Source organism: Luteimonas salinilitoris, from assembly GCF_041300785.1.
Taxonomy (GTDB): Bacteria; Pseudomonadota; Gammaproteobacteria; order Xanthomonadales; family Xanthomonadaceae; genus Luteimonas; species Luteimonas salinilitoris.
The window spans coordinates 1-18,228 of record NZ_JBFWIB010000010.1; the positions used below are offsets into that span (position 1 = coordinate 1).

At 69.8% G+C, this 18,228-nt stretch carries 10 protein-coding genes; 5 read left to right on the plus strand and 5 right to left on the minus strand.

The window, feature by feature from the left end; all coding sequences use genetic code 11:
• Nucleotides 1–120 precede the first annotated feature (120 nt).
• On the minus strand, nt 121–2,022 hold the full coding sequence (locus AB5T46_RS14450; protein WP_370564721.1) for a 3-hydroxybutyrate oligomer hydrolase family protein: 1,902 nt from the start codon (nt 2,020–2,022) through the stop codon (nt 121–123).
• A gap of 168 nt (nt 2,023–2,190) precedes the next feature.
• Here AB5T46_RS14450 and AB5T46_RS14455 point away from each other — a divergent pair, with 168 nt between their 5' ends.
• Together AB5T46_RS14455 and AB5T46_RS14460 are read left to right on the plus strand one after the other, a co-directional pair.
• Nucleotides 2,191–2,907 carry a response regulator gene (locus AB5T46_RS14455; RefSeq protein ID WP_370564722.1) on the plus strand — a complete coding sequence of 239 codons (717 nt, stop codon included), beginning with the start codon at nt 2,191–2,193 and terminating at the stop codon, nt 2,905–2,907.
• A 40-nt stretch (nt 2,908–2,947) separates the two neighbouring features.
• Nucleotides 2,948–3,400 (plus strand): NIPSNAP family protein, encoded by a 453-nt coding sequence (locus AB5T46_RS14460; RefSeq protein ID WP_370564723.1) that lies wholly within the window; start codon nt 2,948–2,950, stop codon nt 3,398–3,400.
• 236 nt (nt 3,401–3,636) lie between these two features.
• Here AB5T46_RS14460 and AB5T46_RS14465 read toward each other — a convergent pair whose 3' ends face one another.
• The 3 genes from AB5T46_RS14465 to AB5T46_RS14475 all read right to left on the minus strand — a co-directional run bounded on the left by AB5T46_RS14465 (nt 3,637) and on the right by AB5T46_RS14475 (nt 10,158).
• Nucleotides 3,637–4,125, minus strand: a complete 489-nt coding sequence (locus tag AB5T46_RS14465; RefSeq protein WP_370564724.1) for an NUDIX hydrolase — start codon at nt 4,123–4,125, stop codon at nt 3,637–3,639.
• A 338-nt stretch (nt 4,126–4,463) separates the two neighbouring features.
• Nucleotides 4,464–7,826: a hybrid sensor histidine kinase/response regulator gene (locus AB5T46_RS14470; protein ID WP_370564725.1), complete on the minus strand. Its 3,363-nt coding sequence runs from the start codon at nt 7,824–7,826 to the stop codon at nt 4,464–4,466.
• Between the two features lie 97 nt (nt 7,827–7,923).
• Complete coding sequence (locus tag AB5T46_RS14475) at nt 7,924–10,158, minus strand: TonB-dependent receptor (protein WP_370564726.1); 2,235 nt, start codon at nt 10,156–10,158, stop codon at nt 7,924–7,926.
• Nucleotides 10,159–10,316: 158 nt separating this feature from the next.
• Between AB5T46_RS14475 and AB5T46_RS14480 the strand changes: the two genes are divergently transcribed.
• The gene (locus AB5T46_RS14480) at nt 10,317–11,714 is read left to right on the plus strand and encodes a GntP family permease (RefSeq protein ID WP_370564727.1); all 1,398 of its coding nucleotides are present in this window, start codon (nt 10,317–10,319) and stop codon (nt 11,712–11,714) included.
• Nucleotides 11,715–11,892: 178 nt separating this feature from the next.
• Here the strand turns inward: AB5T46_RS14480 and AB5T46_RS14485 are convergent, their stop codons facing one another.
• Nucleotides 11,893–14,139: a glycoside hydrolase family 3 N-terminal domain-containing protein gene (locus AB5T46_RS14485; protein WP_370564728.1), complete on the minus strand. Its 2,247-nt coding sequence runs from the start codon at nt 14,137–14,139 to the stop codon at nt 11,893–11,895.
• 433 nt (nt 14,140–14,572) lie between these two features.
• Between AB5T46_RS14485 and AB5T46_RS14490 the strand changes: the two genes are divergently transcribed.
• Together AB5T46_RS14490 and AB5T46_RS14495 are read left to right on the plus strand one after the other, a co-directional pair.
• Nucleotides 14,573–15,847: an HlyD family secretion protein gene (locus tag AB5T46_RS14490; RefSeq protein ID WP_370564729.1), complete on the plus strand. Its 1,275-nt coding sequence runs from the start codon at nt 14,573–14,575 to the stop codon at nt 15,845–15,847.
• Nucleotides 15,847–17,991 carry a peptidase domain-containing ABC transporter gene (locus AB5T46_RS14495; protein ID WP_370564730.1) on the plus strand — a complete coding sequence of 715 codons (2,145 nt, stop codon included), beginning with the start codon at nt 15,847–15,849 and terminating at the stop codon, nt 17,989–17,991. The genes AB5T46_RS14490 and AB5T46_RS14495 overlap by 1 nt, the downstream gene beginning before the upstream one ends.
• Nucleotides 17,992–18,228 lie beyond the last annotated feature (237 nt).

An 18,228-nucleotide genomic window follows, 5' to 3' on the forward strand; every position in this document is an offset into this window, starting at 1 on the left:
AGGAATCGCCAGTGTGGGAGCGACGGAAGTCGCGACGCTTTCGGCGACAGCGGGTCGCGACTTCCCGGCGACGACATGCCGCCGCCACTCCCACATTCGGAACGGGGTGCATCGCTGCGATCAGGGGATCGCCAGCGCTCCTGCAGCCATGGGTTCGCCGGCCTTCCGCGGCCTGGCCTCGATGACGGCATCGGCCGGCAGCGCACCCTCGCCATCGAGGTGCGCCGCCACCCGGTCGAGCGCCGCGTACACGTACGGCAGCAGCGGCACGTAGCGCACGCCGTAGTCCGGCAGCCCGAGGAACGCGTCGAAATGCTGCGCGTTCCGCACCTGCCAGAAGCGGACGTCGCGCCCGGCGGACCGCGCCGCGGCGACATAGGGCGCGCTGCTGAAGGCGAGCGGGATCAGGCCGTCGTCGCGGCCGTGGACCACCAGCACCGGCAGCCCCGCGCGCGGCAGGCCGGCGCGCACCGCCTCCACGCCCTCGCGGACGCGGTCGGCATCGGCGCCGTTGCCGTCCCAGAGCGCGCGCAGGCATTGCAGGCCCGGGAGAGTCGGATCGGGCGGCGCCAGCCGGGGATCGACGATGCCGACGCCCGCGCCCGGCGGAATGCCGCTGGCGTCGCTCCACCAGGCGCCGCGCTCGGCCGCGGTGGCGGCGCGCGGCGTGAAATCGGCGTTCTGCGCGGAGAACCCGAAACCACAGGGATGCTCCCCGGCACGGTAGCGACCGTAGGCCGAGGCGTAGGTCACCGCCACCGCGCGCCACAGGTCGAACTCCACCGAAAGCGTTCCGGCGCGGATCGCCGCCTCGCTCCAACCGACGTCGCGCAGCCGCTGCCAGGCCGAACGCGCCTGCGCGGCGGTGTCGTCGCCGTCGACCAGGCCGGCCTGCTTCAAGGCGGCGCAGCGCGGCACGCGCTGCGGCTGGTTCACGGCCGTGAACGGCGACTGCGGCAGGTCGTCCAGGTGCGCCAGCGCGCATGGCATCAGCAGCGCGGCTTCGGTGGTGTAGTCGTACAGGGCGCGCGCGCCGTCGCCGCCGGACAGCACGCTCGGCGCGCCGGCGACCACGGCATCGAGCCAGTCGCCGTCCAGTTCCGCCGCGCGCAGGACCGCACCACCGCCGTTGGAGATACCGACCGCGATGATGCGGGTGTTGTCGAAGGTGAACGGCGCCGCCTGCGGCAGCGCCTCGTCGAGCGTGCGCAGGGCGAACTCGGCCGCCTGGCGCACGTGGCGACCCCAGTCGGCCTCGGGATTGTCCTGCGAATGCGCATGCTTGAAGGCGACGCCCGATGCCGACGCCGGCGCGTCCGGTGCGAACGCCATTGCCTGCCCGCGCGGAACGACGGCGCCGTCCGCACCAATCCCGAGCCCGGCGTCGAGATCGAAGTAGTCGCTGCCTGCACCCTTGTCGGTGTACGCCACCGCGCAGCCCTTCGGCAGTCCCCAGGCGCCCGCGACCGCGATCGCGCCGTAGATGCCGCGCGAGCCGGACGAGGCGCTCACCAGCACGCAGCGGCGCCCGGCGTCGAAGTCGTCCGGCAACTGCAGCAGTACGCGGTGCGGATGGCGCGCACCGGGCAGCGTGGCCAGGGCGTGGAACTCGCGACCGGGCACGGCCGCGACGCTGCCGTAGACATCGCCGTAACCGCCGCCCGGCACCAGGTCGGCGATGCCGCGCCAGTTGCTCCAGATCGCACGGCGGCGCCGTTCGGCCGCGGTCGACCGCTCCGGATCGGCGAATGCCGGCGCCGCCATCGCGCGCAGGCCGCCGAGCCCGAGCCCGGCGCTGAGCAGGTCGTCGCTGTCACGGTGCGTGCTGGCGTGCCGGTCGGTGAACATGGCGGGCTCCGATGATGCGCGTTGCTGGCCGGTGGCGCAGGCAGCCAGCAGCACGGCAGCGGCCAGGACGACGGTATTCGCGGGATTTCGGCTCATGCCGCCGACCTTAGCAGCGGCGACCGGCACCGGCATCGTACTTTGGTACACCTGCACGCTCTCGTAGGAGCGCGCCATGGGCGCGATACCGCGGGTATCCGGCTGCAGGCGCGTCGCCCTGAGCTTAGTCCAAAAGGCGCCCGGGTCGATTTTCATCCGGGCAATTCCAGCATCCGCGGCATCGCGCCCATGGGGCGCTCCTACGTGCGTGTTCCGCGTGCCAGGCGGCTCTCCTACAATCCGTCCATGCCGATCCTGCTGATCGCCGACGACCACCCGCTGTTCCGCGCCGCGTTGCGCGGCGCGGCGGCGGAAGCCGTGGCCGACATGCACGTGGAGGAAGCCGACACCTTCGACGGCGTCATCGCCGTGCTCGATGCACGCAGCGACATCGACCTGGTCCTGCTCGATCTGCACATGCCCGGCAACCACGGCCTGGCGGGGCTGGCCGCGATCCGCGCGCAGTTCCCGGCGGTGGCGGTGGCGCTGGTTTCGGCCAACGAGGATCCGCAGGTGATCCGCCGTGCGCTCGACCACGGCGCCGCCGGCTACATTCCCAAGAGCGCCGGCCTGGACGAGATGCGCCAGGCCATCCGCAGCGTGCTCGCCTGCGAGCAGTGGCTGCCGCCGGCGCTGCGCGGTCCGGTGGAGCGCGCCGACTCGCTGCCGCACGATGCCGATCTCGCCGCGCGCCTGGCCAGCCTCACCCCGCAGCAGTTCCGCGTGCTCACCCTGGTCGCGCAGGGGCTGCTCAACAAGCAGATCGCCGATCGCCTCGACGTGCAGGAGCGCACGGTGAAGGCGCACCTGTCGGCGATCTTCGAAAAGCTCGGTGTCCGCAACCGCACGCACGCGGGCGTGATCCTGCGCGAGCTGGAGATCGGTGATCCCGCGCGGCGGGTCGAACCCGATGTCGCGGATCGGGCAGACGAATCGCGAACGGGAACTTCGCCGACACAATGATAGTCTCCGGCATCGCACCCTCCCCGACCGGAGCCCGCCGATGCCAACCGTGTTTTCCGCACCCCGATTCCTGCGTTCCCTTGCGCGCATCCTCGCCCCGCTCATGCTCGTCGTGGCGCCGCTTTCCGCCGGCGCCGCCGTGCAACAGGCCGGGCCGATCCAGCAACTGCGCATCTACGAGATCTTCGACGACACCCGCGATGCGTTCCACGACCGGTTCCGCGACCACGCCGCGCGCCTCATGGAAAAGTACGGCTTCGAGATCGTCGCGATATGGGAATCGCGGCGCGAGGACCGGCTCGAGTTCGTCTACCTGCTCGAATGGCCGGACGAACGGACCATGCGCGACAGCTGGGAGCGGTTCATGGCCGACGAGGAGTGGGCGGAGATCAAGCGCCAGACCGGGCGCGAGCACGGCCGGTTCGTCGGCGAGATCGAGGAGCGCACGTTGCGGGCGACCGATTATTCGCCGGCCCGGAGCTTCGCGGACTGAGCACACCGCACCGGCCCCGCGGATTCATCGGGCGCCGCTGGATAACCTCCATCCCCCCCGTAGGAGCGCGCCATGCGCGCGATGCCGCGAGCATTTCGCCGCCCGCAAATTCCGGCGATCGGCGCGCCTGCCGGTCCAGAATCGTGGCATCCGCCGGATTCTGTCGACACCCGCGGCATCGCGCGCATGGCGCGCTCCTACGGAGATGCCGCCGGGCCCATGCGCCCATCCCCGGCTCAGATGCGCGAGTACGTCCACGACAGCATGCCGCCGTCGCGATAGGGCATGACGCCGTGGAAGGCGCGCGGGTCGGCGTCGAACACCAGTGGCAGGAAATGGCGGTCGCCGTCCCATAGCGGCAGTTCCAGGATGCGTTCGACCGGCACCCATTCCAGCGTCCCCTCCGGATTGCTGGCGAGCGGCGTGCCGCTGAAGCGCGTCACCAGGAACAGGAAGCCGAACCAGTCCTCGCCCGCCTTGCCGAATCCGGGCCAGCTGATGGTGCCGCGCAGCTGCAGTTCCTCGCACTCGATGGCGGCCTCCTCGCGGATCTCGCGGCGCATACCCGTCACCACGTCCTCGTCCGGATCGAGCTTGCCGCCCAGGCCGTTGTACTTGCCGAGATGGTGGTCGTCGTCGCGGGCGTTGCGGTGGATCAGCAGCACCTCGCGGCGATCCGGCGACAGCACGTAGCCGAGGGTGGCGACGATCGGGGTGTAGGGCATGACGTTGGCTTGGACGCGAAAGGCGCGATTGTAAGGGAGCCGGGGAGCGGGAGCCTGGGGAATCGGGAATCGGGAATCGGGAATCGGGAATCGGGAATCGGGAATCGGGAATCGGGAATCGGGAATCGGGAATCGGGAATCGGGAATCGGGAATCGGGAATCGGGAAAGCGTAACGCCTTTGCTCGTCATCCCAGCGGCTTTCAACAGCCGAATGGCTGGTCAAGCTGGGATCCATCACGGAGATCGCGAAAAAAGCAAAATGGATCCCAGCTTCCGCTGGGATGACGAGCGAGGGAGTCGGAACTGCTGTCCGCCGGAGAAACGACGCCCGGTTCTCTCAACCCCGCCGCGCCAGCAGGCGATCCAGTACCGACTTCAACGCCAGCGGCCGCACCGGCTTGTTCAACAGCGCCAGGCCGTTGTCGAGCACGTCGCGGCGGAGGCCGCTGCCATCGTCGGCGCTCAGGATCAGCGTCGGCCGCGGCCCGAAGTGCGCGGCCAGCCGTGCATGCAGGCGAACGCCGGTGTCGCCGTCGTCGAGGTGGTAGTCGAACAGCCACAGTGCAGCCGGATCGGCCCGCATCGCATCCGCCGCGGCCGTGCCGCCGGCGGCTGCGGCGATCGTGCAGCCCCAGCCGCGCAGCAATCCGGCCAGTGCCTCGAGCGCGTCGGCATCGTTGTCGACCACCAGCACCCGCGTACCGGACAGTGCGTGACGCGCGGCACCCATCGGTAGCCCTTCCCGAGCCGGTATCCGCGGCTGCGTGAGCGAGAACACGGTGCCGCGCCCGACTTCGCTGCGCAGCCCCAGCGGCGCCGCCAGCAGCCGTGCGATCCGGTCGGCGATCGCCAGGCCGAGGCCGAGCCCCTGCCCGCCGACGCCTTCGCCGCGACGGAACTCCTCGAAGATCGGCGCGCGCTGCGGCGCCGGGATGCCCGGCCCGGTGTCGTGGACCTCCACCCGCAGCGCGCCGCCTTCGCGGCGCACGCCCAGCAGGATCGCGCCGGACCGGGTGTAGCGCACGGCATTGGCCAGGAAGTTCTGCAGCGCGCGGCGCAGCAACTGCGGATCGCTGCGCGTCCATGCCTGCGTCGGCCGGTAGCGGAAGTCGAGCCCCTGCTCCGACGCCAGCACGCGGAATTCGGAGGCCAGCGGATCGAGCACTTCGGACAGCGGGAACTCGCGCGGCTGCGGCGCCAGGCCGCCCGCCTCGAGCCGCGACATGTCGAACAGCCCGGTCAGCAGGTCGCTGGTGGAATCGAGCGCACCGCGGATCTGCCGCAGCTGGCCGCGGCGCGACGCGTCGTCGAGCTGTTGCGCGAGCGAGTCGGTGAACAGCTGCGCGGCATGCAGCGGCTGCAGCAGGTCGTGTCCGACCGCGGCGAGAAAGCGGCTCTTGGCGTCGTTGGCGCGCTCGGCCTCGCGCCGCGCCTGGTCGAGACTGGCGGTGCGTTCGGCCACGCGCTGCTCGAGGGTCTCGTTGGCGGTGCGCAGCGCGTGCTCGGTGCTGCGAAAGGCGGTGACGTCGGTGAAGGTGGCGACGAAGCCGCCGCCGGGCATCGGGTTGCCGCGGATTTCTACAGTGATGCCTTCGACGGTGATGCCATCGACGACACTGCCGCCGGGCGCACCCGCGTCGGGGAAACGGCGCTCGGCGACGTACGGCGTGCCCGCGCGCATGTGTCGCAGGCGTTTGCGCAGCTCGTCCTCCAGCGAGACCGCGCCGAGCAGGCCGCGATCGAGATTGAAGCGCACCAGGTCCGCCACCGGCACGCCCACGCGCAGCAGGTCCGGCGGGTAACCGAACAGTTCGGCATAGCGCGCGTTCCAGGCCACCAGCCGCAGTTCGGCATCGACCACGCTGATGCCCTGGCTCATGTTCTCCAGCGCCGCTTCCAGCACGCGCTGATTGAAGCGCAGGTCCTGTGACGCCTCGCCGACGATCGCGGCGACGGTGTCGAGGTCCGGCCCGGCTTCGCGTCGGGCCGCATCCAGCAGCAGCCGCGCCGAGGCGCTGCCGAGCACCGCCGACAGTTCGCGCTCCATGCTCGATTCCAGCGCCGCCGGCACCGGGCCTTCGGACGGGGCGTCCTGCAGCAGCGCATCGACCAGGTGCTCGGGCAGGAACCGGCGCCCGGCGTTGCGCAGCGTCCGCAAGTCGGCGCGCCGATGCGGGCCGCTCCGTTCGCGTCGGTCCAGCGCCGCGACCAGCACCGTGGCCAGGGTGCCGGTGAACAGCGTCGCCCCGACTGCACGTCCCAGCCGGCTCCAGCCGGTCAGGCCGAACAACGCATCCGGCGCCAGCCACTCCAGTCGGAGCGGGCCAGCGGCCAGCCACGCGGCATCGGCGCGCGCGAACGCCGGTACCAGCATCACCCAGGCCCAGACCGCGAACGCCGCCAGCACCCCGGTGGTCGCCGCGCGCGCGGAGGTCTGCGGCCGCCACACCGCGAACGCCAGCGCCGGCGCCAACGTCGCCAGCGCCGAGAACGACACCGCGCCGATGTCCGCCAGCGCATCGCTGTCGCCGACCAGGCGGCTGTAGGCCCAGGCCAGGAGCATGATCACGACGATGCCGGCACGGCGCAGCAGCAACAGGCCGCCGCGATGATCGTCGCCCTGCCCGCGCGACCACGCCCCGCGCAGCAGGCCCGGCGCGAACCAGTGGTTGCCGATCATCAGGCTCAGGGTCAGGGTGCTGACGATCACCATGCCGGTCGCCGCGCTCAACCCGCCGAGGAACGCGAACAGCGCGATCCCCTCGCCGCCCTGCGACAGCGGCACCGCCAGCGCGTACATGTCCGAGGGCACGCCATCGTCGAGCAGCGCCATGCCGGCATGCGCCAGCGGCAGGCCCGGAATCGCGATCAGCAGCAGGTACAGCGGGAACTGCCAGCGCGCCGTGCGCACGTCGCGTTCGTCGCGGCATTCCACCACCGCGACGTGGAACTGGTGCGGCAGGATGAACATCGCCAGCCCGCCCAGCAAGACCAGCGGCACGAATCCGCCGACATCCTGCGGCGGCGGCGCCGGCACGCTCGGCAACGGATCCAGCGCGAACCAGACGAACGCGCCCAGCGCCAGCATCGCCGCCAGCTTGAACAGCGACTCGAACGCCATCGCCAGCACCAGGCCGCGGTTGTGCTCGGCGGCACTGGCGCGCCGGGTGCCGAACAGCATGGTGAACAGGGCCATCGCCAATGCCACGTACAGCGCGCTGTCGCGCCACGGCGGCACTTCGGTCAGATCGCCGGCCGCGGTCCCGGTGAGCGTCGCGAAGCTCATCGCCACCGCCTTGAGCTGCAGCGCGATGTAGGGGATCAGCCCGAGCGCCGCGACCAGGGTGATGGTGGCCGCCAGCCACGCGTCCTTGCCCAGGCGGGTGGCGATCAGGTCGGCAAGCGAGGTGGCGTTGCTCTCGCGCGCCAGTCGCACCAGCCGCGTCATGAAGGCGAACGCGACCGTGTAGAACACGATCGCGCCGAGGAAGGTCGGCGGCAGCGGCCAGCCGTAGCGCGCCGCCTGGGTGACCGTGCCGTAGAAGGTCCACGAAGTGCAGTGCACCGCCAGCGACAGCGCATACACGTGCCGCCAGTGCTTCGCGAACACGCCCGGATGCCGCTCGCCGAACAGCGCCGCGGCGAACATCAGCCCCAGCCATAGCCCGGCCGCGAGCACCACCACGCCGACGCTCAGCATCGGCGCTCAGGTTCGCATTCGGTCCCCTGCCCCATCTCGTCCCGGCCCGCGTTCGTCACGCAGGCGAGCATAGCGCAGCGGCGCATTTGCGACCTGCTCAGAACTCGTAGCGCGCGCTCAGGCTGTACTGCCGCGGCGCGCCGTAGAACCCGGTCAGTACCCCATAGGAGGCGATGTTGTAGCCGGTGGTGCGGTATTCCTCGTCGGCCAGGTTGCTGCCCTGCAGCGACAGCGACCAGGCATCGTCGATGCGCCAGATCACGCCGGCACCGACCAACCCGTAACCCCCCTGCCGGATCGCCGGACTCAGGTCGGTGGTCGGCCACACTTCCGACTGGTAGCTGTAGCCGACCCGCGCCGAGAGATTGCCGCTGTTGGCCAGATCGGTGCGGTACTCCACGTTCAGCGCGCCGGAGAACTCCGGGGCGTTGGTGAACTCCTGCGTGTCGGCGACATCGACGCCGCCGCTGATGAACTCGTCGTACTTCGCGTCCAGCCACGACAGGTTGCCGCTGACCAGCCAGTTGGCCGTCGGCAGGAACTGGTATTCCACCTCCACGCCCTGCACGGTGCCGCGACCGGCATTGGTGAAGTCGCCGAAGAAGCTGGAACTGCCGTCGGGCAGCGTGTAGGACGTGAACACCGACAGCTGGATGTCCTTGTACTTGTTGTGGAAGTACGCCAGGTTGAGGAACAGGCGCTGGTCGAGCAGCGCCATCTTGCTGCCGATCTCGTAGCTGTCGACCTGCTCGTCGTCGAACGGCTCGCCGGAACGCGGGATCGACGTGGTGTTGGCGCGGATGTTGTAGCCGCCGGACTTGAATCCGCGCGAGGCGAGCCCGTATACCATGATGTCCGGCGTCACCTCGTAGTCCAGCGACACCTTCGGCGAGACGTTCTTGAAGTTCACGGTCTTGTCGAAATTGGCGGCCGTGCCCCATGACGTGGCGTAGGTGTCGTCGGTGTAGAATCGGTTGAGGGCGATGGCATGCTTGTCCTCGTCGGTATAGCGCGCGCCGACGTCGAGCTTGAGACGCTCGCTGAGATCGAAGGTCCAGTCGGCGTACAACGCGTAGCTTTCGGTGAATACCTTGCCCTGGGTATCGCCGAACAGCGGGTTGGTCAGCGATGGCGGCAGCAGCGGATTCTCGAAGCGGTTGAGCACCTGGCCGCCGGCCTCGCCGTCGAAGTAGTAGAAGCCCATCACGCCGCGCGCGCGGCCGCCGCCGTCGAAGTTGGCCTGCAGCTCGTGGCTGACCTGGCTGTCGCTGTAGAAGGCGAGCACGTCGACCAGCTGCAGCGGGGTCTCGTCGAAGTCGATGTTGGTCTCGGTGTCGGACTCGCGCTTGGCGACGATGTACTTGAACGCCCAGTCCAGGTTCGGCCGCCAGTTGAGCGTGGCCGATGCGCCCTTCATCTCGGTGTCGTTGACGTTGGGCATGCCGCTGCGGATGTCGTAGCGGTCGTCGAGCGGCGGATAGGCCGGCGCCAGCGGGTTCGGCGCCAGCAGCCGGGCGCCGCGCACGCCGGACTGGTCGTCCATGTAGTCGAGCGCGAACTGCACGTCGAACTGCTCGCTGGCGAAGGCGCCGAGCTGGAAGCGCGCGGCGTTGATCTCCTTGTCGCTGACCTCCTGGCCGTTCTCCCGGTTGGTGCCGAAGCCGTCGCGGTTCATGCTGGCCAGCGACAGCCGTGCGCGCAGCGCCTCGCTGCCGCCGATCGGGCCGCCGATGCCGCCCTTGACGTCGAGCTGGTTGTAGTTGCCGACCGTGACCTGTGCGAAGCCGTCGAGCTCCGTGGGCAGCTCGCGGCCGATGTACTTGATCGCGCCACCGATGGTGTTCTTGCCGTACAACGTGCCCTGTGGCCCGCGCAGCACCTCGATGCGACCGATGTCGAATACGTCCAGCAGCGCGCCCTGCGGGCGGGCGATGTAGACGTCGTCGAGATAGATGCCCACGCCCGGATCGACGCCCCACAGCGGATCGGCCTGGCCGATGCCGCGGATGTAGGCCGTGGCGGTGCTGGTGGAGCCGCGCGCGGCGTAGATCGTCAGGTTCGGCACCTGCGCATCAAGGTCGCCGATATCCTGGATGTTGAGCTTGTCGAGCGTCTCCGGCGTGAACGCGGTGACCGCGACCGGCACGTCCTGCAGGGTCTCTTCGCGCTTGCGCGCGGTGACCGTGATGGCATCGAGCGTGGTGGGCTCCGCCCGGGCGGCCGCTCCAACGGCCTGCTGGGCGGATTGCTGGGCAAACGCAGCAGCAGGCGACGACAGCCCGAAGGCGATCGCGAGGCTCAAGGCGGTGTGCTGGATCGTGGCGCGCTTCATCGGGCTCCCCTCGCGGATATGGCAATGCGGGCGGCCGGTCGCCGCCGGGGAGAAGCTTAGGTAGAACGCACCGCGGCGGGCATCGTACCTTCGGACAATGGGCCGTCCGCGGGCGGCCGGCCACACTGGCCGCCGGCATTTCCGCAACCGGACCTGCGATGGCCCTGCTGATCGTGCTCGGCGCGCTGAGCTTCCTGATGTACGTCGCCTACCGCGGCCACAGCGTGATCCTGTTCGCGCCGGTGGCGGCGATGGGCGCGGTGCTGCTGACCGATCCGACCCTGGTGGCGCCGATGTTCACCGGCCTGTTCATGGAGAAGATGGCCGGCTTCCTCAAGTTGTACTTCCCGGTGTTCCTGCTCGGCGCGGTGTTCGGCAAGCTGATCGAACTGTCCGGCTTCTCCAAGTCGATCGTGGCCGCGACCATCCGCCTGTTCGGGCCGCAGCGCGCGCTGTTGTCTATCGTGGTGGTCTGCGCGCTGCTCACCTACGGCGGCGTGTCGTTGTTCGTGGTGGTGTTCGCGGTGTATCCGTTCGCCTCGGAGCTGTTCCGCCAGAGCGAGATTCCCAAGCGCCTGATCCCGGGCACGATCGCGCTCGGCGCGTTCACCTTCACCATGATGGCGCTGCCGGGCACGCCGCAGATCCAGAACATCATCCCGACGGCGTTCTTCGGCACGGACTCGTGGGCGGCACCGGTGCTGGGCACGGTCGGCTCGGTGCTGATCTTCGCCTTCGGCATGCTGTACCTGGAGTGGCGCCGCCGCCGCGCGGTGGTCGCCGGCGAGGGTTACGGCACCGAGCTGCGCAACGAGCCCGAGGCCTTCATCGGCGGGCATCTCCGGCACCCGCTGCTGGCGGTGTTGCCGCTGGTGCTGGTGGGCGTGGCCAACAAGCTGTTCACCGTGCTGATCCCGCGCTTGTACGGCGACAGCCACGCGTTCGTGCCGGCGGTGATGGGCGAGGCCGCCCCGGTGGTACAGGAGGTCTCGCGGGTGACGGCGATCTGGGCGGTCCAGGGCGCATTGCTGATCGGCATCCTCAGCGTGCTGCTGCTGGCCTGGAAGCCGGTGACCCGGCGATTCGCCGAGGGCACCCGCGCGGCCATCGGCGGCGCGTTGCTGGCGTCGATGAACACGGCGTCCGAGTACGGCTTCGGGGCGGTGATCGCCGCGCTGCCGGGTTTCCTGATGGTGGCCAATGCCCTCAACGGCATCCCCGACCCGCTGGTCAACGAGGCGGTCACGGTGACCGCGCTGGCCGGCATCACCGGCTCGGCCTCGGGCGGCATGGGCATCGCGCTGGCGGCGATGTCGGAGAGCTTCATCGCCAACGCCGAGGCCGCCGGGATCCCGATGGATGTCCTGCACCGGGTCGCGGCGATGGCCTCCGGCGGCATGGACACGCTGCCGCACAACGGCGCGGTGATCACCCTGCTCGCGGTCACCGGGCTCAGCCATCGACAATCCTACGGCGACATCTTCGCGATCACGGTGATCAGCACGCTGACGGTGTTCGCGGTGATCGGGCTGTATTATCTGACCGGTTGGACGTAGAGCGGAGCTTGCTCCGCTATGCGGCTCCGGAGCCCGGGGCAGCGGAGCAAGCTCCGCTCTACGCGACCGGCTGGGTGTAGAGCGGAGCTTGCTCCGCTATGCGGCTCCGGAGCCCGGGGCAGCGGAGCAAGCTCCGCTCTACGCGAGAGGGAGCCTCGGGGCTTGCCGGGGGAGCGGTTCAATCCGCCACCACCTCGAACGTGGTCTCGCTGGTCTCGGCCGAGCTGCCGCCGGCGAACACGGTGAACGTTCCGGGTTCCACCACCGGGCGCAGGTCGGCGTCGAGCAGCGCCATGGCCTCGGGCTCCAGCCGGAACCGCAGCGTGCGGCTTTCACCCGGCTGCAACGTCACGCGCTGGAAGCCACGCAGTTCCTTCACCGGGCGGGTGAAGCTGGCGACATCGTCGCGCAGGTACAGCTGCACCACCTCGTCGCCGGCGCGGCCGCCGGCGTTGGTCACCGTGACCTCCACGTCGACCGCTTCGCCACGGCCGATGCGCGGCGTCTTCACCCGCAGATCGTCGTAGCGGAAGCGGGTGTAGGTCAGGCCATGGCCGAACGGATACAGCGGCGTCCAGTGCACGTCGAGGTACTTCGAGGTGTACTTGTCCTCCGCATCGGGCGGGCGCCCGGTGTTCTTGTGGTTGTAGTGGATCGGCACCTGGCCGACGTTGCGCGGAAAGGTCACCGGCAGCTTGCCGCTGGGGGCGTGATCGCCGAACAGCACGTCGGCCAGTGCGTTCCCGGCCTCCACGCCAGGGAACCACGCCATCAGGATCGACGGCACGTTGTCGTGCAGCCAGTTCACCGACAGCGGGCGGCCGCCGAACAGCACCGCCACCACCGGCTTGCCGGTCGCCTGCACCGCCTGCGCCAGCTCCTCCTGCACGTCGGGCAGGTCGAGCGTGGTGCGATTGTTGGCCTCGGCGCTCATCTCCTGGTCCTCCCCGAGCATCAGGATCACCGCATCGGCCTGGCGCGCGATGCGCACCGCCTCGTCCAGGCCGGACACGTCGTCGCCGTCGATCTCCGCGCCCTGTGCATGCAGCACGCGCACATCCGGCCCGAGCGCGGCGCGGATGCCGTCCAGCGGCGTGACCGCATCCTCGGGACGGCCGGCGGCGGCCCAGTTGCCCAGCATCTGCCGACGGTCGTCCGCCAGCGGGCCGATCACCGCCACCGTGCGCAGCCGCTTCGACAGCGGCAGGGTGTCGCCGTCGTTCTTCAGCAGCACGAAGGACTTGCGCGCCAGCTCGCGCGCGGCCTCGCGGTGCGCCGGGGTGAGCGTCATCGCCGCCTCGCGTGCGGGATCGCTGTAGCGGTACGGGTCGTCGAACAGGCCGAGCCGGTACTTGGCGCGCAACACGCGGCGCACGGAAGCGTCGACCAGGGCTTCGTCCAGGCGGCCGTCGCGCACCGCCTCCGCCACGTCCTCGAGATAGATGCCGCTGACCATGTCGATGTCGACCCCGGCCTCGAGCCCGAGGATGGCGGCGTCGGTGCGGGTCGCGGCGACGCCGTGCTGCATCAATTCCTGGACCGCGTTGTAGTCGCTGACCAGCACGCCGTCGAAGCCCCACTGCTCGCGCAGCAGCGTCTCGATCAGCGGCCGATGGGCGTGCATCGGCACGCCGGCGACCTCGTTGAACGCCGGCATGATCGACTGCACCCCGGCCGCGACGGCGGCCTTGAACGGCGGCAGGTAGACCTCGTGCAGGGTGCGCTCGGACACGTCGACGGTGTTGTAGTCGCGGCCGCCTTCGGCGCCGCCGTAGGCGACGAAATGCTTGGCGGTGGCGAGCAGCGTGTCGGGCGCGGTGAGATCGGTGCCCTGGAAACCGCGCACGCGCGCCTCGGCCATCCGCGAACCCAGGTAGGGATCCTCGCCCGCGCCCTCGACGATCCGTCCCCAGCGCGGATCGCGCGCGATGTCCACCATCGGCGCGAACGTCCAGTGCAGCCCGTGCGCGGTCGCTTCCACCGCGGCGATGCGCGCGGCGTTCTCCACCGCCTCGAGATCGAAGCTCGCCGCCTCCGCCAGCGGCACCGGGAAGGTGGTGCGGAAGCCATGGATCACGTCGTGCGCGAACAGCAACGGGATGCCGAGACGCGACTCCTCCACCGCCACCTGCTGCATCTGCCGGCTGTAGTCGGCGCCGTAGACGCCCAGGAACGATCCGATCTGCCCTGCCCGGATCTGCGCCTCGCCGCCTTCCGGAACGCGCGGGCCGGTATCGCTGCCGCGGCCGCGGGACTGGGTCAGCTGGCCGAGCTTCTCCTCCAGCGTCATCCGCGCCAGGAGCGACTCGACCACCGCGCCTTCATCGCCCGAGGCCGGGTCGGACGCCGCCGCCTGCCCCAGCGCCAAGGCCGGCAACAACAGCACCAGCCCGAACAGCACCCGACCCGCACGCCACGCTTTCATCGACACGCCTCCAGCAAAAGGGGCACCATGCTAGCAGCAGCATCGATCGCTCCGCGTGCGCGCAGAGCCGTGATGTCAGGTCGATCGGATCGCAAGGCACGATGTAACGTTTCAACGCGTATTGGCGTGGTGCCTGGAACACCGTTCTGCGCCGTTGGTCAAACCCAGGGGAATGCCGCCGACGATATATTCGCGATGTACGTCAACTATACGAATCGTGACTACCGGGACATCGAACACGTCAGCCGATGGTCGCTGCCGCGATGCAGCGGCAATGGCCATCGCATGGCCGCAACGCGAGAATGCGATCGCCTATGATGTCGGGCCTGCCAGTGGAGGACGGCCCCAGCCGTGATCGAGGCGCTGCACAGCACATGCCGGACCCGCGCGCCACGGGCGCCGGCACGCGAACCTGCGCGGAGCTGAGGCCTGCATGGTCGAAGGCCTGTTCCGCGACGAAGTACTGGAAGCCCGCAGGCAGGACTGGCTCGGCAGCGTGCACCTGTCGACGTCGAGGCTGGGTTGGCCGATGACCGTGGTCGCCGCACTGGCGATGCTCGCCTTGCTGCTGATCCTGGCGTTCGGAAGCTATACCCGGAAGGAGCGCGTGCAGGGCCGGCTGGTACCCGAGGGTGGCCTGCAGACGGTGGCCGCACCGGCCGCCGGCGTGCTGGTCCGCCGCTTCGTCGCCGAGGGCGATGCGGTGACGCGCGGACAACCGCTGCTCGAGATCTCGCCGGACATCCACACGCCGCAGTCCGACGGACCGGTCGGCGAACAGCTTGCCGCCGGTCTCGACCGCCGGCACCTCCGCCTGCAGCGGGACCTTGCCGAAATGGAAAACGCGGTGCCGCGGCAGCGCGATGCGCTGACCCGGCGCATCGAGTCGCTGCGGCACCAGTTGGCGTCGGCCGATGCCGAGTTCGAACTCAGGCGCAGGCAGGCGGAAGGGGCGCGGCGCATGCTGGAACGCCTGCAACCGCTGACGGAGCAGCAGATCGTCTCCGAAGTGCAGCTGCAGCAGTACGAGGAGCAGGCGCTCGGCACCGAAGCGCAGCGCGAACTGGCGCGGCGGACCCGGCTCGAAGTCGAGCGCGACCTGGCCCAGGCCCGTCAGGAGCTCGACGAGCTGCCGCTGCGAAACCGCGAGCGACGCAGCGCGGTCGAGCATTCGCTCGCCGAGATCGAACAGTCCTTGGTGCGCAACCAGGCACAGCGCTCGGTCCTGGTCCTCGCCCCGGGGCCCGGCACCGTCTCGGGCCTTGCGGCGGATGCCGGCCAGGCCATCGCGGAGCGCCAGCGCCTGCTGTCGATCGTGCCGCGGCAGGCACGACTGCTTGCCGAACTCTGGGTGCCGTCGCGCGCCGTCGGCCCCCTGTCCCCGGGCGACCGGGTCGCGCTTCGGTACGACGCCTTCCCGTACCAGACCCATGGGCAACGGTACGGCCGCATCGTCGAGATCGCCGGCAGCACGTTCGCTCCGGACGAAGTGAGGACGCGGACGGGCATCGACCTCGACGGACCGGTCTATCGGGTGCTGGCGGCGCTCGACCGGCAGGACGTGACCACCGGCGACCGCGCCCTGCCCCTGCGCGTGGGCATGCGCCTGGATGCGGACCTGCTGCTCGAGCGCCGGCGCCTGTACCGGTTGGTGCTGGCGCCGCTGGGCGACGGCGATACCGAAGCGGCGCCGTCGGGACGGCCATGATGACCCGAGGCAACGACGCGACGGCCCGGCGGTTACCGGTGATCCAGCAGAACGAGATCGCCGAGTGCGGGCTGGCCTGCCTGGCGATGATCGCGCGCTACCACGGCCACGACGTCGACCTCGCCGGGCTGCGACGGCGTTTCCCGATCTCGCTCAAGGGCACCGGGCTGTCGCGGCTGATCGCGATCGCCGGCAACCTCGGCTTCGACACGCGTCCGTTGCGTGCCGAGGTCGGGCACCTGCGCGACATCCGCACGCCGTGCATCCTGCACTGGGACCTCAACCATTTCGTCGTGCTGCGGCGGATCCGCGGCAACCGGGTCGAGATCCACGATCCGGCGCGCGGTGCGGTCACGATGTCGTTGCAGGAATTCGGCCGCCATTTCACCGGCGTCGTGCTCGAGCTGACGCCCTCGCCTTCGTTCGCGCCCGTGCGCGAGCGCCGCCGGCTGTCGCTGCGCGCCCTGGTCGGCCAGGTGTTCGGGCTACGCCGCGCCGCGGTGCAGGTGCTGCTGCTTGCCCTGGCGCTGGAGCTGTTCACGCTGGCCCTGCCGCTGGCGCTGCAGTGGGTGATCGATCTGGTGCTGGTCTCGGCCGACCTCGGACTGCTGACCCTGATCGGGATCGGCTTCAGCCTGGTGGTGCTGTTCCAGGCCGCGATCGCGATCATGCGCGGCTGGCTCGTCGCCGACCTGGGCGCTTCGCTCAATGCGCAATGGATCGGCAATCTCTTCGGCCATCTGCTGCGGTTGCCGCTGGAGTTCTTCGAGAAGCGCAGCGTCGGCGGCGTGCTGTCGCGCTTCCTGTCGGTGCAGTCGATCCAGCAGACCCTGACCGGCAGCTTCATCGAAGGCATTCTCGACGGCCTGACCGTACTGCTGGTGCTGGTGCTGCTGCTCGCCTACAGCCCGCCGCTGACGCTGCTGGTGCTGGCGGCCTTCGCGCTCTACACGCTGCTGCGCTGGATCAGCTACCGGCGCCTGCGGCAGCTGAAGGAGGAGCAGCTGGTGCATATCGGCCGCCAGCAGAGCCAGATGATCGAATCGATCGAGGGCGTGCAGACGATCAAGCTCGCCAACCGCCAGGCCGAACGCAGGGCACGGATGGCCAACGCCACCATCGAGGTGGCCAATCGCGAAGCGGCGATCAACCGGGTCGCCGCGACGTTCGCCTCGCTGTCGAAGCTGATCTTCGGCCTGCAGCGCATCGCGCTGATCTGGATCTGCGCCTGGCTGACCCTGCGCGGCGAATTCACCGCCGGCATGCTGGTGGTCTTCGTCGTCTACGCCGAGCTGTTCGCCGTGCGCGGCGGCAGCCTGATCGACAAGCTGGTCGAACTGCGGCTGCTGGAGATGCACGGCGCGCGCATCGCCGACATCGCGCTGGAACCGCCCGAGGCGCATCTGGATAGCGGGTACGCCGGCCCCGTGCCGGCCGCACGGATCGAGGTGGAGGACGTCGGCTTCCGTTATGCCGAGGACGATCCCTGGGTACTCCGGAACTGCTCGCTGCGCATCGAGCCGGGCGAATGCGTGGCGATCGTCGGCCCTTCCGGCTGCGGCAAGACCACGCTGGCCAAGCTGCTGCTGGGACTGATGCGCCCGGCCGAAGGCCGCATCCGCATCGACGGCATCGACATCGAGCGCTACGGTCTTGCGCAGTATCGCGACCGGTTCGGCGCCGTCATGCAGGAGGATGCGCTGTTCGCCGGCTCGATCGCCGACAACATCGCCTTCTTCGACGGCGACGCCACCGCCGAGCGCATCCAGGCCGCGGCGCGCACGGCCGAGATCCACGACGACATCGTATCGATGCCGATGGGATACGAATCCCTGGTCGGCGACATGGGCTCGGCGCTGTCCGGAGGACAGAAGCAGCGCGTGCTGCTGGCACGGGCGCTGTACCGCGAGCCGTCGATCCTGCTGCTGGACGAGGCCACCAGCCATCTCGACGTGGCGCGTGAGCGTGCGATCAATCACCATGTTTCCGCGATGTCGATCACGCGCATCGTCATCGCCCATCGGCCCGAGACGATCCGCAGCGCGGATCGCGTGATCGCCCTGCGCGACGGCCGCATCGTTCCGTCCGATGGCGGTGAATGGGCCGATACGGATGAACGATCCGCAAGCGCACGCTCGAAATAAGACGGCGGTAACAGACCCGTGCGCGCGATCGGCTAGCATCGGATCGATGCCGGAGTCCGGGAAGACACGACCGGATTCCGGAGAGCCGGTGGAAGCGATCGATCGCCCGCACCAGCGGGCGATGGCGGAGAAGCTCCAGACGCCATCGTTCGATTCCATCGTCCCGTCCCGGGTCCCTCCGGATCCGGATCGAGCATCGGACGGCACGCCTGCCCGGGCACCGGGCAACGTGCCGTC